15 protein-coding genes are annotated in these 17707 nt (G+C 65.4%); 8 read left to right on the top strand and 7 right to left on the bottom strand.

Features of this window, described 5'->3' with window-relative positions; genetic code table 11:
* Positions 1 to 188 precede the first annotated feature (188 nt).
* From ACQR2C_RS19655 to mbfA, 3 genes are all read right to left on the bottom strand, one after another.
* Positions 189 to 1658 (bottom strand): amidase, encoded by a 1470-nt coding sequence (locus ACQR2C_RS19655; protein WP_434881885.1) that lies wholly within the window; start codon positions 1656 to 1658, stop codon positions 189 to 191.
* Positions 1659 to 1740: 82 nt separating this feature from the next.
* On the bottom strand, positions 1741 to 2271 hold the full coding sequence (locus ACQR2C_RS19650) for a cytochrome b (RefSeq protein ID WP_434881884.1): 531 nt from the start codon (positions 2269 to 2271) through the stop codon (positions 1741 to 1743).
* 70 nt (positions 2272 to 2341) lie between these two features.
* Complete coding sequence (mbfA, locus tag ACQR2C_RS19645; RefSeq protein ID WP_315805200.1) at positions 2342 to 3313, bottom strand: iron exporter MbfA; 972 nt, start codon at positions 3311 to 3313, stop codon at positions 2342 to 2344.
* Between the two features lie 201 nt (positions 3314 to 3514).
* Between mbfA and ACQR2C_RS19640 the strand changes: the two genes are divergently transcribed.
* A complete protein-coding gene (locus ACQR2C_RS19640) occupies positions 3515 to 4237 on the top strand; it encodes a hypothetical protein (protein WP_434873394.1) in 723 nt (240 codons plus the stop codon).
* A 73-nt stretch (positions 4238 to 4310) separates the two neighbouring features.
* Here ACQR2C_RS19640 and ACQR2C_RS19635 read toward each other — a convergent pair whose 3' ends face one another.
* From ACQR2C_RS19635 to ACQR2C_RS19620, 4 genes are all read right to left on the bottom strand, one after another.
* The gene (locus ACQR2C_RS19635; RefSeq protein WP_316216414.1) at positions 4311 to 4697 is read right to left on the bottom strand and encodes a hypothetical protein; all 387 of its coding nucleotides are present in this window, start codon (positions 4695 to 4697) and stop codon (positions 4311 to 4313) included.
* A 95-nt stretch (positions 4698 to 4792) separates the two neighbouring features.
* Entirely contained in the window at positions 4793 to 5863 is a 1071-nt protein-coding gene (locus ACQR2C_RS19630) for an alpha/beta fold hydrolase (RefSeq protein WP_315805270.1), read from the bottom strand.
* A 245-nt stretch (positions 5864 to 6108) separates the two neighbouring features.
* Entirely contained in the window at positions 6109 to 7647 is a 1539-nt protein-coding gene (locus ACQR2C_RS19625) for an acyl-CoA synthetase (protein ID WP_434881883.1), read from the bottom strand.
* 170 nt (positions 7648 to 7817) lie between these two features.
* Entirely contained in the window at positions 7818 to 8990 is a 1173-nt protein-coding gene (locus ACQR2C_RS19620) for an acetyl-CoA C-acetyltransferase (RefSeq protein WP_315805196.1), read from the bottom strand.
* A 138-nt stretch (positions 8991 to 9128) separates the two neighbouring features.
* On the opposite strand from ACQR2C_RS19620, the gene ACQR2C_RS19615 reads away from it, so the two are divergent.
* The 7 genes from ACQR2C_RS19615 to ACQR2C_RS19585 all read left to right on the top strand — a co-directional run bounded on the left by ACQR2C_RS19615 (position 9129) and on the right by ACQR2C_RS19585 (position 17543).
* Positions 9129 to 9788, top strand: coding sequence for a TetR family transcriptional regulator (locus ACQR2C_RS19615; protein WP_315805195.1), 660 nt, complete (start codon positions 9129 to 9131; stop codon positions 9786 to 9788).
* Positions 9789 to 9878: 90 nt separating this feature from the next.
* Complete coding sequence (locus ACQR2C_RS19610) at positions 9879 to 10637, top strand: SDR family NAD(P)-dependent oxidoreductase (protein WP_434838543.1); 759 nt, start codon at positions 9879 to 9881, stop codon at positions 10635 to 10637.
* A gap of 156 nt (positions 10638 to 10793) precedes the next feature.
* On the top strand, positions 10794 to 11600 hold the full coding sequence (locus tag ACQR2C_RS19605; protein ID WP_434881882.1) for an enoyl-CoA hydratase/isomerase family protein: 807 nt from the start codon (positions 10794 to 10796) through the stop codon (positions 11598 to 11600).
* A gap of 41 nt (positions 11601 to 11641) precedes the next feature.
* Positions 11642 to 13510: an AMP-binding protein gene (locus ACQR2C_RS19600; RefSeq protein WP_434881881.1), complete on the top strand. Its 1869-nt coding sequence runs from the start codon at positions 11642 to 11644 to the stop codon at positions 13508 to 13510.
* 135 nt (positions 13511 to 13645) lie between these two features.
* Positions 13646 to 14773: an acyl-CoA dehydrogenase family protein gene (locus tag ACQR2C_RS19595; RefSeq protein ID WP_434863933.1), complete on the top strand. Its 1128-nt coding sequence runs from the start codon at positions 13646 to 13648 to the stop codon at positions 14771 to 14773.
* A gap of 155 nt (positions 14774 to 14928) precedes the next feature.
* Positions 14929 to 16173 (top strand): acyl-CoA dehydrogenase, encoded by a 1245-nt coding sequence (locus ACQR2C_RS19590; RefSeq protein WP_434881880.1) that lies wholly within the window; start codon positions 14929 to 14931, stop codon positions 16171 to 16173.
* A 122-nt stretch (positions 16174 to 16295) separates the two neighbouring features.
* The gene (locus ACQR2C_RS19585; protein ID WP_434881879.1) at positions 16296 to 17543 is read left to right on the top strand and encodes an acyl-CoA dehydrogenase; all 1248 of its coding nucleotides are present in this window, start codon (positions 16296 to 16298) and stop codon (positions 17541 to 17543) included.
* Positions 17544 to 17707: the final 164 nt, after the last annotated feature.

Genomic DNA, 17707 nt, shown 5'->3' with positions numbered 1-17707 from the left:
CCACCCCAACTTGCCAAAAACCCACAACAGTTGAGCCTCGCAATATGCGGAAGCTGAACCGGACAGCCGTGGGCTTGACCCGGGCATCCAGCCTCTCTGGGAGATGGATGGCCGGGTCAAGCCCGGCCATGACGATGGAGGCCGATGGCGGCATTTGGTGAGGTGTCGTTGAAGAAGTCGACCCCCAACTAACTCGCGAACCGCGGCGGCGGCACGAAGCCGCCGAACTCGCGCTCGATCAGGTCGGCGAGCTTGAGCGGCGTGCGGTCTTCGAGAAACGGGCCGACGATCTGCACTCCGACCGGAAGGCCGTCGGCAAGTCCAAGCGGGATCGCGGTGGCCGGCAGCCCGGGCAAGGTGGCGATGCCCGGCCAGGCGAGCTGATCGGTGTAGCAATGCTCGACGCCGTCGATGCTGATGCGGCGCTGCTCCTGGTCGGGCGAATGATCGTGCGGATAGGCCGGAGTCGGCATGATCGGGCAGATCACGGCGTCGAACTGCTCGAACAGCGTTCGCCATTGCGCGCGCAGCCGCGCCCGCGCCCCGCCGGCCTGAACCCAGTCGCGATGGCTGAGCGCGATGCCGCGCAGTCGCTCGGCCGCGAGGCTCGCCGCCTCCTTCGGCAATTGCGCGGCCGCCTGGCTGGCGCCGGCGTGGACCTCCGCCGGCATGGTGGCGCCGATGAAGCCGAGCAGCAGGCGCATGTAGAGCCGGCTCGATGCGGCGAAGTCCGGCAGCAGCGGGCTCTCTGTCGCGACGTTGACGCCGGCCCGTGCCAGGTCGGCCGTCAGCCGCTCGATCGCGCCGCGCACGGCGCTGTCGGTCGGCAGCAGCGGATCGCTCGCGACCACCAGCACGCGGAAATCCTGCAGGCGACCGTGACGCGCCGGCGGCAGGTCGAGGCGATACGCCTTGCCGGCCTCGAGCGGGTCGGGGCCTGCGATCACATCGAGCAGCAGCGACAGATCGGCGGCCGAGCGGGCCATCGGGCCGACGACGGCGAGGTCGGCCTCGCCGGGCAGCGGCTGAAATGGCGGCGGCGTGTGGCCGCGCGAGGCCACCAGGCCGTAGCTCGGCTTGTGCGCGGTGACGCCGCAGTGAAACGCGGGGACCCGCAGCGAGCCGCCGATATCGGACCCGAGCGACAGCGAGCCGTAGCCGGCGGCCAGGGCCGCGGCCGATCCGCCTGACGAACCGCCTGGCGTGCGGCCGAGATCGTAGGGATTGTTGGTGATGCCGTAGATGTCGTTGTAGCTCTGCCAGTCGCCGAGCCCGAGCGGCACGTTGGTCTTGCCGAGCACGATGCCGCCGGCATCCTTCACGCGCGTCACCGTCAGCGCATCCTCGGCCGCGATGAAATCCCTGTGCTGCGGAAAACCCCAGGTCGTCGGCAGGCCGGCGACGTTGTAGGATTCCTTCACCGTGAGCGGAAGGCCGAGCAAAGGCCGCCGTTCGCCGCGCGCCAGCGCCGCGTCGGCGACGTCAGCGGCAGCGAGCGCGCGCTCGAAATCGCGCACGCAGACGGCGTTGATCTCGGAGTCACGACGTTCGATGCGATCGATGGCGAGCTTGGTCAGCTCCACCGACGAGATCTGACGGTCTGCCAATGCCTTCGCCGTGTCGACGGCGGTTGCGAACGTCCATTGCGGTGCGGCCAATGTCGATCCTCCCGGTGCGATGTTTGCCGGGAGTCTAACCGATGCGGATGGCGATCACTTGACCAAAATTGCGGACTATCCTCTAGCCCGGCAGCATCCGCTGCATGACGCGGTCGCGATAGATGAAGACGTGCGCGATTGCGGCGGCGACGTGAGCGACGATCAGGATCAGCAGTAGCCATTCGGATGCCTGGTGCAGCCCGTCGATGGCGCGGTTACCGGCCGGGTTGCGCGCCGCCAGCATCGGCACCGGAAACAGGTAGAAGAACGACACGCTCCAGCCGCGGAACGAGGCGAACAGCCAGCCGGTGACGGTGCTCGCCAGCACCATCACATAGAGCATCCAGTGCACGACCTCCGAGCTCAGCCGCTGCCAGGGCGGCAGCGAGCTCTCCGGCGCGACTGGATGGGTGAGCCGCCAGACGAAGCGCAGGGCGATCAGCCCCAGGATGGTGAGGCCGAACGAAATGTGCAGGGTCATCGGCGCGCCGGGGGGCGTGTTGGCGTGCAGGTCCGGCATCAACCAGCCGATCGGATACTGGATGGCGAGCAGCGCCACCACCAGCCAATGCAGGATTTTCGCAGGGGTGCCGTAGTGCAGGCGTGGTGTCATGACGAGTCTTCCATTCTGATCGGCCGGGGCAACCAGCTTGTCGTGCGACGTTGCACAATGCGGACGCTGGCTAGGCCGCTCCTATCAATATTCCGACGCCGAGCACGATGATGCCGCCGAGCACGATCTGGAACACCGCCTGCAGGAACGGCGTGTCCATGTAGCGCGCGCGGATATAGGCGATCGCCCACAGCTCGAAGAACACCACGAGGCTCGCGATCGCGGTCGCGATCCAGAACGCGTTGGTCCAGGAGTCCGGGACGAGATAGGGCATCGTGTGCCCCAGTCCGCCGAGCGTCGTCATCGCGCCGCACACGGCGCCGCGCAGCCACGGCGAGCCGCGGCCGGTCAGCGAGCCGTCGTCGGACAGCGCCTCGGCAAAGCCCATGCTGATGCCGGCGCCGATCGAGGCGGCAAGGCCGACCAGGAAGGTCTGGAAGTTCTGATGCGTGGCGAAGGCGGCGGCGAACAGCGGCGCCAGGGTCGACACCGAGCCGTCCATCAGGCCGGCGAGACCGGGCTGGACATATTGCAGCACGAACACGCGCCGCCGCGTCTCATCCTCCTTGTGCCGGACGTCCGGACTGAGAATCTTGTCGGTCAGTTTCGCCGCGACCTTCTCGTGACCCTTCTCGGCCTCGGCGAGATCGCCGAGCAGCCGGCGCACGCCGACATCCTTGGCCTGCTCGGCGGCCTTGGCGTAGAAGCGCTCGGCCTCGAACTCCATCGTGCCGACCTCGCGGCGGATGGCGTCGAGCGACAGGTTCTTGGTCAGCCAGATCGGCCGGCGCTGCAGGAAGCCCTTGACGTTCTCGCGCCGGATCGGCGGCAGGTTCTTGCCGAAGCGCTCCTCATAGAGCTCGAGCAGCATGTGGCGGTGGCCCTTCTCCTCCTCGGCCATCTGCTCGAACAGCTTGGCCGAATCCGGATAACGTTCCGCCAGATCCTCCGCGAAGCTCATATAGATGCGGCCGTCTTCCTCTTCGGCCGAGATCGCGATTGCCAGGATCTCGCGCTCGGTGAGGTCGGCGAAGTTCTTCATTCCAAGGTCCCCGGATCTCTCGCTCTCAACATTCGGCTGTTTAGAACGTTTCTAAAGTCTATATGGATTTGCCGCACCGCGGTCAAACTCCGGCCGCCGGTTGGTCGCGAACGCTTTCGTGACCCCGCATTCAAGCTCCAGTCATGGAACTGCGAGGATAGTCCGTCGTTCGCGTTCCGCTCAGCCACCTAAGGAGTTCCAATGGACAGCGTCAAATACCGGCTCAACGATCCAGGGTTGGCGCCGCGCCGCACCCGGATGGATATCCCCGGCTGGGCAGGCGAACGCCAGCCGCGCGCGAATGGCTCGCATGAGCAGGTCTGGCATTGCGTACCATTCTCGGAAGGTGCGCAATATGGCATCGAGCTATTTTATCCCTACGACTTCGAGCTGCAGGTCACCACGCGCGACGGCAAGCTGGAGCTGTCCGGCGACTGGGGCGAGCCGCCGAGCCCGAGCCTGCAATGGCCGCCATTCCGCAATTTCGGCGATACCTTCTACACCTACCAGATCCTGCTCGATCTCAAGGTGCCCAAGGGCTTTGCGATCCGGACCGAGCCGCATCCGCGCTTCTACACCGATCGCACCGATACCTGCCCGATCGCGGTGCCGGCATTGGTGCGCAATTTCTGGCCGATGCTGTTCTTCTGCGTCTTCAAGGCGCCCGCGGAAGGGCGGACGCATATCTTCCGTCCGGGCGAGCCCTTCGCGCAGGTGATCGTGATTCCGGAGGAGGCGAACTTCACGGTGGAGCCGATGAGCCCGGACGAGGCAGCCGAGCGCGAGCTGCAGTCACGCCGCATCCACGCCAGCCGGCCCGTGCTCGCCAAGGAGACCGAATGGGTGTCCAGCACCGATACCGTGTTCGACGGCACCTATCGCCATCTGCATCGCGCGGCAAAGGACAAGGCGCGCAAGGCCTGACCCTTCCGTCTTCCTCAAACGAAAGAGCGCCGACCTCACGGTCGGCGCCCCCCGAGCTGTCACCTCTCAACGATCAATAGCGATCGTAATACCAGTGGTGATGGTGATGATGGTGGTGGTGATGGTAGTACCGGCGCGGCACCACATAGACCCGGGGGCCGTAGCCGTACCCATAGCCGGGGCCGTAGCCATAGCCGCGCCAGTAGCCATGGTGGTGATGGTGATGATGATGGTGGTGATGGTACCACTGCGCGAGCTGCACCTTCGGCTCGGCCGCCGGCGGTCCCTGCTCGTCGAGCGCCTGCAGCACCCTGGCGGCATCGGGGATCGGCTCGAGCAGGTCGGCGTAGGAATTGGCCTTCAGGACATCGGTCGGGGCCGGAGCCGCCGACGCCTGCACCGTGCCGAGCGCGCCGACAGCGGCGACGGCGCCCAACAAGCCTGCGATCTTCTTATCCATAAATCATCTCCTGATGCGCATTGCCCGGATGCGGAAACGTCAACCCCGAATGTTCGTTCCTCGATTCGCCTAATACGTCGGAACGGCGTCCGAAATCAGGCTGTCGATCTGTTCAGGAACGTTAACAGGAGCTCATGGACTCGTTCATGTTGCTCCTGCTGCACCCAATGACCGGCGCGATCGATCAGCTCGCACAGCATCATGTTGGTGCACACTCGGGATTGCATCGATTCGAACACGCCGGGCCGTTGGTAGATGCCCCAGTCTTGCAGGCCGGAGATGAATGCAGACGGAACGTCGATGGTGCGATCCGACCACGTCTGCAATTCCGCTTCGAACAGGCCTGACGTGCCGCAGCGATACCATTGCAGCGCGCCCTGGAAGCCGGTCCGTTCATATTCGGCGGTATAGACCGCGAGCTCGCTGTCAGGCAGCCAGCGATTGGCCGCGATCGCCGCCGCGTCAGGCATCTCCTCGGCGGCGGTCTCGGCCATCGTCTTGCCGAGGTCCATTACGTAGTAGGTCGGCAGCTTGGCGAGCTCGGTCGCGTCCCAGGCCTGCAGGGGGTAAGGGACGTTGCCTGCCCAGTCCGCACTCTTGTGATGATAATAGGCGCGCAGGAAATCATGTAGCCCCTGCGGCGCGCGATGCATGTCCGTACTGGCCTGCCGCGTCGCGTAGTACCATTGATAGTGCTTGCGCGGCCGCGGCAGCGCCGCCAGTTCGCGATGCACCGGATCCGATTGCGGCGCGAGGGGCTGGCTGGCGATGTCGAACGGCGCTGCGGGTGGCCCGGGAAACGGTGCGCTCATCATCACGACCGACCGGAAGACATCGGGGCGGATCACAGCGCACCACGCCGCGACGGGGCTGCCGAAGTCGTGGCCGATGACGGAAGCGACATGGCGATGGCCGAAGGCATAGACCACGCCGAGCGCATCACGGACCAGATTGGTGAATCGAAACGGCGCGAGATCACCGTCATAGTCGGCGCTCCACCCGGTGGTGCGGCCATAGCCGCGCTGGTCCGGCGCCAGCACGTGATAGCCGGCCGCCGCCAGCGCCGGCATCACCTTGCGCCAGCTATAGGCGAGCTCGGGAAAGCCGTGCAGCAGCAGCACGCAGGGACGGCCGGGCGTCTCGAACCCGGCTTCCAGCACATGCATGCGCAGGCCGTTGATGCCGTCGACGAAGCGCGAGCGGATGGTGGGCGGAAGGGGGAGCGGGGGAAGAGGGAGCGGGGGAAGAGACTGAGACACGGCGTGTACTCTCCTCACGTCGTCCCGGCGAACGCCGGGATCCATAACCACAGGACAATGTGGTGAGGCTGACTGGCGGCTCCAGCCTTCGCAAAACTCAAGACGGTGACTTTGGGTCCCGGCTCAAGGCCGGGACGACACCGTTGGTGGGGCTAAGCCGCGCCCTTCTTCGGCCAATAGCGCTCGCGCAGGTGCCGCTTGACCAGCTTGCCGGTCGGTGTGCGCGGCAGCTCCGGCTCGAAGTCGATCGAGCGCGGGCATTTGATCGGTGACAGATGCTGGCGGCAGAACAGCATCAATTGCTGCTCGAGCTCCTTGCCGGCGCGCGCCATGTCGTGTGGCTGCACCACCGCCTTGACCTCCTCGCCCATCTCCTCGTTCGGCACGCCGAACACGGCGACATCGGCGACGTCGGGATGCGTGATGAGGACGTCCTCGGTCTCCTGCGGGTAGATGTTCACGCCGCCGGAGATGATCATGTAGGACTTGCGGTCGGTCAGATAGAGAAATCCGTCGGCATCGAGATAGCCGACGTCGCCGAGCGTCGACCAGCCCTTGTCGTTGTAGGCGCGCTTCGTCTTCTCCGGATCGTTGTGATAGGAGAACACCGGCGCGTCGGCGAAATACACCGTGCCGATCTCGCCGGTCGGCATCTCCTGATCATCTTCGCCGAGGATCTTGATCTTGCCGACCACGGCACGCCCGACGCTGCCGCGATGCTCCAGCCACTGCTTCGAGGTGCAGACGGTGACGCCGTTGCCTTCCGAACCGGCGTAGTACTCGATGAGGATCGGGCCCCACCACTCGATCATCCTGGCCTTGACGTCGACCGGGCAGGGCGCGGCGGCATGGATGGCGCCCTTGAGCGTGGAGACGTCATAACTCTTGCGGACGTCCTCCGGCAGCTTCAGCATGCGCACGAACATGGTCGGCACCAGCTGGGACTGCGTGACCTTGTACTTCTCGACGAGCCTCAGGAACTCCTCGGCGTCGAAATGCTCCATGATGATGGAGGTGCCGCCGAGCACCGAGACCATCATGTTGAAGCGCAGGGGAGCTGCATGATAGAGCGGCGCCGGCGACAGGTAGATGCTCTCGGCATTCATGCCGCACATGTCGGCGCAGAGCACGCGCAGGAACTGGTTGGGCTGATCGATCGGATTGCCTTCGAAATCCTTCTTGATGCCCTTGGGACGCCCGGTCGTGCCCGACGAATACAGCATGTCGTAACCGGCGACCTGGTCGGGGATCGGCGTCTTGGGCTGGGCGCCGGCTTCCTTGTCCCAGGAGCGGAAGTCCGGCTCGGGCTCGTCGACCATGAAGAACAGCGGACCGTCCTTGGCCGTCGCAAGATCGCGCACCTGCTCGGCGCATTTCGGCGAGGTGATGAAGACCTTGGCGCCGCAATCCCTGATGATGTAGGCGATCTCGTCCTTGGTGAGATAGCGGCTGATCGCGGTGTAGTAGAGGCCGGAGCGTTGCGCGGCCCAGGCGATCTCCATGAAGGCGAGCCGGTTCTCCATCAGGAAGGCGACGTGATCGCCGGCCTTCAGGCCGAGCGCGCGGAACAACTGCGCGCCCTGGTTCGAGAGCTCGTCGAGCTCGCGATAGGTGATGGTCTTGCCGGTGCCGGCCATCTGATAGGCGATCTTGTCCGGATGGTTCTTGGCGTGAATGGAGGGGTGGGTCATGAGGGCTCACCGCTAAATTAGGAAAATGGTGTCGTCCCGGCCTTGAGCCGGGACCCATAACCACAGGGGCCTGTGGTGAGAGCGAGCTGTGGCTCCAGCTCGCCCGAAATTCAATTCGGTGGCTATGGGTCCCGGCGTTCGCCGGGACGACACCGTTATTGGGGCGCGACTTACAGCCGCTCGACGATCGTCACATTCGCCATGCCGCCGCCTTCGCACATGGTCTGCAGGCCGTAGCGCTTGTTGCGCTGCTTCAGCGCATGCAGCAGCGTGGTCATCAGCTTGGTGCCGGAGCCGCCGAGCGGATGGCCGAGCGCGATCGCGCCGCCATTGACGTTGAGCCGGCTGGGATCGGCGCCAGTGGTCTTCAGCCACGCGGTCGGCACGGAAGCGAATGCCTCGTTGACCTCGTAGAGGTCGATGTCGTCGATCGACATGCCGGCCTTCTGCAGCGCGCGCTGCGTGGCCGGCAGCGGCGCCTCCAGCATGATCACGGGATCGCCGCCCATCATCGTCATGTGGTGGACACGGGCGATTGGCTTGACGCCGAGCGACTTCAGGCCGCGCTCGTTGACGACCATCACGCCCGAGGCGCCGTCGCAGATCTGGCTCGCGGTCGCCGCGCTGAGCTTGCCGTTCTCGGCGATCAGCTTGACGCCCTTGATGCCGTCGAGGGTGACATCGAAGCGGATGCCTTCGTCGATGTGATGGGTGTCGGTCGAGCCGTCGGCCCTGACGATCTCGAGCGGGATGATCTCGTCCTTGAAGTGGCCTGCCTGCGTGGCGGCAATCGCGCGCTGATGGCTGTTATAGGCGTATTCGTCGAGCTCATCCTTGGAGAGACCGTACTTCTCCGCCATCATTTCCGCGCCGGTGAACTGGCTGAACTGGATGTTCGGATAGCGGCTCTCGATGCCAGGGCTCTTGTAGTGTCCGAAGCCGTTCTTCGCCGGAAGCGTGGAGGAGAGACCCATCGGCACCCGGGTCATCGACTCCACGCCGGCGGCGATCACGACATCCATCGCGCCCGACATCACTGCCTGCGCGGCGAAATGCAGCGCCTGCTGCGACGAGCCGCACTGCCGGTCGATCGAAGTGCCAGGCACGCTCTCCGGCAGCTTCGAGGCCATCACCGCATTGCGCGCGATGTTGTTCGACTGCTCGCCGGTCTGCATCACGCAGCCCATGATCACGTCCTCGACCTGGTCCGGCGCGGCGCCGGAGCGCTCGACCAGCGCGTCCAGCACCTTCGCAGCGAGGTCGGCCGGATGCCAGCCGGCCAGGCGGCCTCCCTTGCGGCCGCCGGCCGTGCGTGCAGCCGCGACGATGTAGGCTTCCGCCATGACGTGTCCTCCCTAGACTTGGTGTTCGTGATTGGCTGCGATTTAAATGCGCGATTGAGCCTTAGTCAATCGATCAATTAACTCTTGAGATCAACTCCGGCTTCGGCTTATCTGCCTCGATCAAGCGCGAGACATGTCTTGGGACCCCAGCTTCAGAACAGTGTGCCGGAGAAACTTCCCGCGGGGCGGAATGCGACAGCAGAGAAGCTGCTGGACGCCGCCAGCGAGCTGATGATCGCGAGGTCCTCGATCGAGATCTCGCTGAGCGACATCGCGCAGAAGTCCGGGGCAAACGCTGCGCTGGTCAAATACCATTTCGGCAACAAGGACGGCCTGCTGCTGGCGCTGCTCGCGCGCGACGCCGCGACCGAGGTCGCCAATCTCGAATATCTGCTGGCGCAGCCGCTGCCGCCGACGGCCAAGCTGAAGCTGCACATCAGCGGCATCATCCGCGCCTATCACCGGTTTCCCTACATGAACCGGCTGATCCATTATCTGCTGCACGAGAGCAGCGCCGAAGCGGCCGACGAGGTGTCGAAGTTCTTCGTGGCCCCGCTGCTCGATTTCCATCACAGGCTGATCGAGCAGGGCGTCGCCGAGGGCGACTTCCGCGCCGTCGACCCGGTGCTGTTCTACACCAGCCTGATCGGCGCCTGCGATCATTTGTTCTTCGGCCGCCACGCCATGTCGCGCGCGATCGGCGTCGGCCCCGTCACCGATGACGTCTGCCGCCAGTACATCGCCCATATGGAGGCGCTGATCTGCGGCGGCATATTGAAACGCGCGAATGGCGAGTAGGGAGTAGCGAATAGGGGGATGCCCTACCTTCCCTGTTCGCTACTCCCTACTCGCCATTCGCCAACAACAAACAAACGGAGGAAACGCACCATGCAACTCAACAACGTTGCCGTTCTGATCACCGGCGGTGGCTCGGGCCTCGGCGCCGCCACGGCGCGCGCCATGGCCGCCAAGGGCGCGAAGATCGCCGTGCTCGACCAGAGCAAGGAGAACGCGGAGAAGGTGGCGGCCGAGCTCAACGGCGTCGCCATTCATGCCGACGTCACCGACGAGGAGCAGGTCAAGGCCGGCATCGCCAAGGCCGAAGCCGCCCACGGCATCGCGCGCGTGCTGGTCAACTGCGCCGGCATCGGCGGCTCGCAGCGCATCGTTGGCAAGGACGGCGTCTATCCGCTCGCCAAGTTCGCGCGCATCATCAGCGTCAACCTGATCGGCACCTTCAACGTGCTGCGCTTGTTCGCCGAGCGCCTCGTCACCGCCGAGCCGATCGGCGAGGAGCGCGGCGTCGCCATCAACACTGCGAGCGTCGCGGCCTATGAAGGCCAGATCGGCCAGATCGCCTATTCGGCGTCGAAGGGTGGTGTCGTCGGCCTGACCCTGCCTGCCGCGCGCGATCTCGCCAGCCAGAAGATCCGCGTCAACACCATCGCGCCCGGCCTGTTCCTGACACCGCTGCTGATGGGCCTGAACGAAGAAGCGCGCAAGAGCCTGGGCGCCCAGGTGCCGCATCCGGCCCGGCTCGGCGACGCCTCCGAGTACGGCAACCTCGCCGTCCACATCGTCGAGAACCCGATGCTGAACGGCGAGACCATCCGCCTCGACGGCGCCATCCGCATGGCCCCGCGCTAGGCGGCATTCTCCGCTGTCGTCCCGGCCTTGAGCCGGGACCCATACTCCGCGGCGTCTGTGAGAGGCACTCTGGCAGACGCCGCGCTCTAACCAATCAGGCCGGTGGCTATGGATCCCGGCGTTCGCCGGGATGACACTGAGGCAGGAGCGCGCGCCATGTCCCAACCGCTGCTGATCGAACACGACAATGGTGTTGACCGGGTGACGCTCAATCGTCCGGAGAGCCTGAACGCGCTCGATCCCGCGTTGATCGATGCGCTCAATACCTACTTTGAAAGCCTGCAGCGCAATCGCACCACGCGCGTCGTCGTGCTCAAGGGGGCGGGCAAGAATTTTTGCGCAGGGCTCGATCTCAAGGCTGCGATGCAGCGGCGCGGCGGCGTCAACGAGCCGCCGAACGTGACCGAATCCCTGGACTCGCAGCGGCGCATCGCCGACATCGTGATGCTGATGCGGCGCTGCCCGCAGCCGATCATCGCGCTGGTACAGGGCGCGGCCGCCGGCGGCGGCTTCGCGCTGGCGCTCGCCGCCGATATCCGCATCGCCAGCCGCTCGGCGCGGATGAACTGTGCCTTCATCAAGCTCGGCCTGGGGGGCTGCGACATCGGCACCAGCTACTTCCTGCCGCGCCTCGTCGGCGTCTCCGTCGCATCGGAGCTGATTCTCACCGGCCGCTTCATCGGCGCCGAGCGCGCGCTGATGGTGGGGCTGGTGTCGGAGATCGTCGAGGACGATATGCTCGAGAACGCGGCCGCGCCGTTCGTCGACGCGATGATGACGGCCTCGCCGGTCGGACTTCGACTGTCGAAGGAATGCCTCAACATGAGCGTCGATGCGTCGTCGATCGAAGCCGTCATCGCGATGGAAGATCGCAACCAGGTGCTGTGCAGCCGCTCGGAGGATTTCAAGGAAGGCATTACAGCCTTCCTCGAGAAGCGAAAGCCGGTCTATACCAACCGCTAGATATCAAGATCCGCAAAGGACGATATTTCGGGAGACGCAAAATGGACGGGACGGCAGCGAAGGTGTTGGAGAAGCCGGCATTCCGCGAGGTCAACTGGCTGGCGCGCGACATCGACGTCGAGCGCCGCACTGACGGCACGATCATCATCAAGTCGCGCATTCCGCTGCAGGCCTATGAGCCGCATCTGGCGGCGCCGCTCGCCCGCTGGGCCAAGGAGGCGCCGACGCGGACCTGGCTCGCGCAACGCAGCGGGGCCGAGCGGCAATGGCGCAAGCTGTCCTATGCCGAGGCCAAACGCACGGTCGATGGGCTGACGCAGGGCCTGCTCAATTTGAGGCTGGACGGCCGTCCCGTCGCGATCCTCTCCGGCAATTCGATCGAGCATGCGCTGATGACGTTCGCGGCCATGCAGGCACGGTCGCCGGCGGCGCCAGTGTCTCCGGCCTACTCGTTGATGAGTCACGATCATCTCAAGCTGAAATACCTGTTCGGGCTGGTGAAGCCGGGCGTGGTCATGGTGCAGGACGGCCCGACCTTCGAGAAGGCGCTGAAGGCGCTCGATCTCGACGGCGTCACCGTCGTTCATGTCGCGCGTCCGTGCGAGGGCGTTGCGAGCATCAGCTTCGCTGATCTCGCCGCGACGCCGGTCACCGTCGCGGTCGACGCGTCGATTGCGCAGATCACGCCGGACACGGTCGGCAAGCTGCTGTTTACCTCCGGCTCGACCGGCATGCCCAAGGCGGTCATCAACACCCAGCGCATGATGTGCGCCAATGCGGCGATGATGATGCAGACACGGCCGCGTGGACCGGAGGCGCCGATCTCCACGGTGCTCGACTGGATGCCGTGGAATCACACCATGGGCGGCAACGCGCTGTTCAATCCGCTCCTGATCGAAGGCGGTACGCTGTACATCGACGACGGCCGGCCGATGCCCGGCATGTTCGAGGAGACGATCAAGAATCTGCGCGAGGTGTCGCCGACCTATTACGCCAATGTGCCCGCCGGCTACGCGGCGCTCGCCGCGGCGATGGAAAAGGACGACGCGCTGTGCCGCTCGTTCTTCAAGGATCTGGGCATCATGGCCTATGGCGGCGCGCGGCTGCCGGACGATCTCTACGAGCGCATGCAGGCGCTGGCGGTCAAGACCACCGGCGAGCGCATCGTGTTCTACACCGGCTGGGGCTCGACCGAGACCGCGCCGACCTCGACGGGCACCTATTGGAACACCGAGCGCGTCGGCCTGATCGGCCTGCCGTTCCCCGGCGTCGAGCTGAAGATGGTCCCTGTCGGCGACAAATACGAGCTGCGGCTGCGCGGGCTCAATGTGATGCCCGGCTATTTCGGCCAGCCCGAGCTGACGAAGAAGGCGTTCGACGAGGAAGGGTTCTACTGCATCGGCGACGCCGGCGTGTTCGTCGACCCGAACGACCCCGTGCAGGGCGTCATCTTCGCCGGCCGCGTCGTCGAGGACTTCAAGCTGACCACCGGCACCTTCGTGCATGTCGGCTCGCTCCGCACCGATGCGATCGCAGCCGCGACGCCGGCGATCCACGATGCGCTGGTGACCGGGCAGGACCGCGAATATGTTGGTCTGCTGGCGTGGCCGAACCTGCACGCCTGCCGCCAGTTGGTCGGCGATCCCAATGCGACGTTCGAGGATGTGGTGAAGCATCCCGGGGTCATCGACTGCGTCCGCCGCGGCCTTCAGGCGCACAACAAGGACTGCGAAGGCGCGAGCAGCCGGCGAATCGGTCGCGCGATGCTGATGGTCGAGCCGCCGTCGATCGACGGGCACGAGCTGACCGACAAAGGCTACATCAACCAGCGCGCCGGCCTCGAGCGCCGCGCCGCGCTGGTCGAGCGGCTTTATGCGGCTACGCCCGACAGCGACGTGATCGTGCTGTGATACGGAATTTTAGAACCGTCATTCCGGGGCACTCGCGAAGCGAGTGAGCCCGGAATCCAGAGATGAATCAGATCGAGATTCCGGGTTCGATGCTGCGCATCGCCCCGGAATGACGATCAGGAAGCAGGTGAGGCCATGAACTTCGATTTCTCCGACGACCAGAAGCAGTTGCGGGACCAGGCGCGGAAATTCCTCGCCGAGAAGTGCCCGCCCAAGGCGGTGCGCGTGGTGCTCGACGGCAAGGAGCCGTATGACCGCGCGTTGTGGAAAGGCTTTGCCGAGATGGGCTTCCTCGGCGTCGCCATTCCGGAGGAGTATGGCGGTGCGGGCGCCGGCCATCTCGAGCTGTGCGTGATCGCCGAGGAGGTCGGCCGCGCGCTGGCGCCGGTGCCGTTCTCATCGACCGTGTATCTTGCCGCGGAGGCGCTGATGCTGGCCGGCAGCGATGCGCAGAAGCAGGCCTGGCTGCCGAAGATCGCGAACGGCGAGACGATCGGCACCTTGGCGCTGTTCGAGGGCACCGGCAATCCGTCGCCGAAGGCGATCAAGCTCGAGGCTGCCAATGGCGTGCTCAACGGCACCAAGAAGCCCGTCGCCGACGGCGCCATCGCCGATCTCGTCATCGTTGCCGCGCGTACCGGCTCGACCGGCCGCGACAGCGACATCTCGCTGTTCCTGGTCGACACCAAGGCGGGCGGCGTCGAAGCCAAGGCGCTGACCAATCTCGATCCGACGCGCGGCCAGGCCGAGCTCACCTTCAAGAACTGCAAGGCGGAGCCGCTTGGCGCCGCCGGCGAGGGCTGGAGCATCATCACCCAGGTGCTCGATCGCGCCGCGGTGTTGACGGCGTTCGAGCAGGTCGGCGGCTCCGACCGCGCGCTGGAGATGGGCCGCGACTACGCGCTCGATCGCATCGCCTTCGGCCGTCCGATCGGTTCGTTCCAGGCGGTCAAGCATATGCTGGCCGACATGTATGTGTCTGCGACCCTGGCGCGCTCGAACTCGTACTACGGCGCCTGGGCGCTCTCGACCAACGCCCCGGAGCTGCCTGAAGCCGCGGCCTCGGCGCGCATCAGTGCGACGCAGGCGTTCCAGCACTGCGCCAAGAACAACATCCAGGTGCACGGTGGCATGGGCTTCACCTGGGAGTTCGACTGCCACATGTACTACCGCCGCGCCAACGCGCTCGCGCTCGGCCTCGGCAGCCTGTCCTATTGGGAGGACCAGTTGATCGACCGCATGCGCAAGCGCAATGCGGCTTGAGGAACGAAGGGAATCCGTAGGGTGGGCAAAGCGACTTGTCCGACGAAGCCCAAAGGGCGAAGGCGGAAGCGTGCCCACCGTCGGTGGCGCGGGTTTGAATCGGTGGGCACGGCGCGTTGCGCCTTTGCCCACCCTACGAGATGAGAGGCTTGCCGATGAACTTCGATGACACTCCGCAGGAGGCGGCGTTTCGCAGCCAGGCGCGGGCCTGGATCGCCGCCAATGCGCCGAAGCAGTATGAAGACGAACTGCGCGCGACCTCGCTCGGCCGCGTCGCGCTGAAGGACGCCAACATCCTCGACGTCGCCAAGGCGTGGCAGAAGAAGAAGGCTGATGCCGGCTGGGCGTGTCTGCACTGGCCGAAGGAGTATGGCGGCCGCGGCGCCTCGCCGATCGAGCGCGTGATCTGGCAGCAGGAGGAGGGGCCTTACGGCAAGCTCTCCGGCCTGTTCATCATCGGCCACGGCATGTGCGGGCCGACCATGATGGCCTACGCCTCGGAAGATCATAAACGGCAGTATCTGCCGCCGCTCGCCTCCGGCGAAAAGGTCTGGTGCCAGCTGTTCTCCGAGCCGGCCGGCGGCTCCGACGTCGCCGGCCTGCGTACCCGCGCCGAAAAGCGCGGCGACGATTGGGTGATCAACGGCCAGAAGATCTGGACCTCAGGCGCGCATTATTCCGACTACGGCATTCTGCTGACGCGCACCGATCCGACCGTGCCGAAGCACAAGGGCCTGACGATGTTCTTCCTGGACATGAAGAGCCCTGGTGTCGAGGTCCGGCCGATCAAGCAGGCGAGCGGGCACTCGGATTTCAACGAGGTCTATTTCACCGACGTCGTGATTCCGGACTCGCAGCGCCTCGGCGCGGTCAATGACGGCTGGAACGTCGCGCTCACCACCTTGATGAACGAGCGCATGTCGATCGGCGCCGGCGTCGCCACCGGCTTCCCGGAGCTGTTCGACTTCTGCTCCAGCCTGATGCTGGACGATCGTCCCGCGATCGAGGACCGCAATGTGCGCTCGAAGCTCGCGAGCTGGGCGGTGAAGGCGAGCGGCCTGAAATACACCAGCATGCGTACCATCTCGGCGCTGTCGAAGGGCGAGCGGCCGGGTCCTGAGAACTCGATCGGCAAGCTCGTGGCGGGGCCGATGATCCAGGACGTCGCGGCCTACGCGCTCGATCTGCAGGGGGCGGCCGGCGTGCTCAGCGGTCCCGAGGCGGAGCTTGCCGGCAAATTCCAGGCGATGCTGCTGCGCGCGCCCGGCACCCGTGTCGAAGGCGGAACCGACGAGATCATGCGCAACATCATCGCCGAGCGCGTGCTCGGCCTGCCCGGTGACATCCGGGTCGACAAGGACGTGCCGTTCAACAAGGTGCCGACCAAGGGACGTGCCTAGCAAGCGGAGTCGTAGGGCGGGTTAGCGCAGCGTAACCCGCCCTTGGCTCGTGCAATGCTGATCAAAGCGGCGGGTTACGCCTTCGGCTAACCCGCCCTACGCATACGAAGCGAGGTTAGATCATGAACTTCGACGATACCCCTGAAGAAGCCGCCTTTCGCGACACCGCGCGCGCCTGGATCGCGGCCAACGCGCCGAAGGAGCTGGAGGGCGAACTCGCGAGTTCCTCGCTCGGGCGCATCAGGCTCAAGCACGCCGATATCGTCGAGGTCGGCAAGGCCTGGCAGAAGAAGAAGTCCGATGCCGGCTGGGCCTGCCTGCACTGGCCGAAAGCGTATGGCGGCCGCGGTGCGACGCCGATCGAGCGCGTGATCTGGCAGCAGGAGGAGGGCGTCTATGGCAAGCTGACGCAGCCGTTCCAGATCGGCGAGGGCATGTGCGGCCCGACCGTGATGGCCTATGGCAGCGAGGAGCATAAGCGGCGCTATCTGCCCAAGCTCGCCTCGGGCGAGGAGATCTGGTGCCAGCTGTTCTCCGAGCCCGCCGGCGGCTCGGATGTCGCGGGCCTGCGCACCCGCGCCGAGAAGCGCGGCGACGACTGGATCATCAACGGCCAGAAGATCTGGACATCGGGTGCGCATTACTCGGACTACGGCCTGCTGATCACGCGCACTGATCCCACCGTGCCGAAGCACAAGGGTCTCACCATGTTCTTCCTGGACATGAAGAGCCCGGGCGTCGAGGTCCGTCCGATCAAGCAGGCCAACGGAATGCAGGAGTTCAACGAGGTCTATTTCACCGACGTGGTGATCCCCGACAGCCAGCGGCTCGGCGCGGTCGGCGACGGCTGGAACGTGTCGCTCACGACCTTGATGAACGAGCGCATGTCGATCGGCGCGCGGCTGGCGACCGGCTTCCCCGAAATGTTCGAGTTCTGCGCGAACCTGATGACCGACAACGGGCTCGCCATCGACGATCGCGCCACGCGCTCGAAACTGGCGTCGTGGGCGGTCAAGGCGAGCGGGCTGAAATACACGAGCTATCGCGCCATCTCGGCGCTGTCCAAGGGCGAGCGGCCGGGACCTGAGAATTCCATCGGCAAGCTGGTCGCCGGCGTCATGCTGCAGGATATCGCGACCTACGCGATGGATCTCGAAGGCGGCGCCGGCGTGCTGACCGGCGCGGACGAGGCGGTGACGCAGGGCCAGTTTCAGCAGATGCTGCTGACCTCGCCCTCGATGCGCATCGCCGGCGGCACCGACGAGATCCTGCGCAACATCATCGCCGAGCGCGTGCTCGGCCTGCCCGGTGACATCCGGGTCGACAAGGACGTGCCGTTCAACAAGGTGCCGACCAAGGGACGTAGCTAACCCTCATGCTGAGGAGCTGCGCAGCAGCGTCTTGAAGGATGAGGCCGATATCCGGGCCTCATGGTTCGAGACGGCGCTGCGCGCCTCATCATGAAGGGACGTTTCTCCGTTGTAGTGAGAACCATAAATGAAAGCTGACGCCGCAGCCGCACAGGCCACTCCCA

The organism is Bradyrhizobium sp. HKCCYLRH3061, assembly GCF_051168015.1.
GTDB lineage: Bacteria > Pseudomonadota > Alphaproteobacteria > Rhizobiales > Xanthobacteraceae > Bradyrhizobium.
The sequence above is the reverse complement of the archived record's forward strand: the minus strand, read 5'-3'. Positions and strand labels throughout refer to the sequence as shown.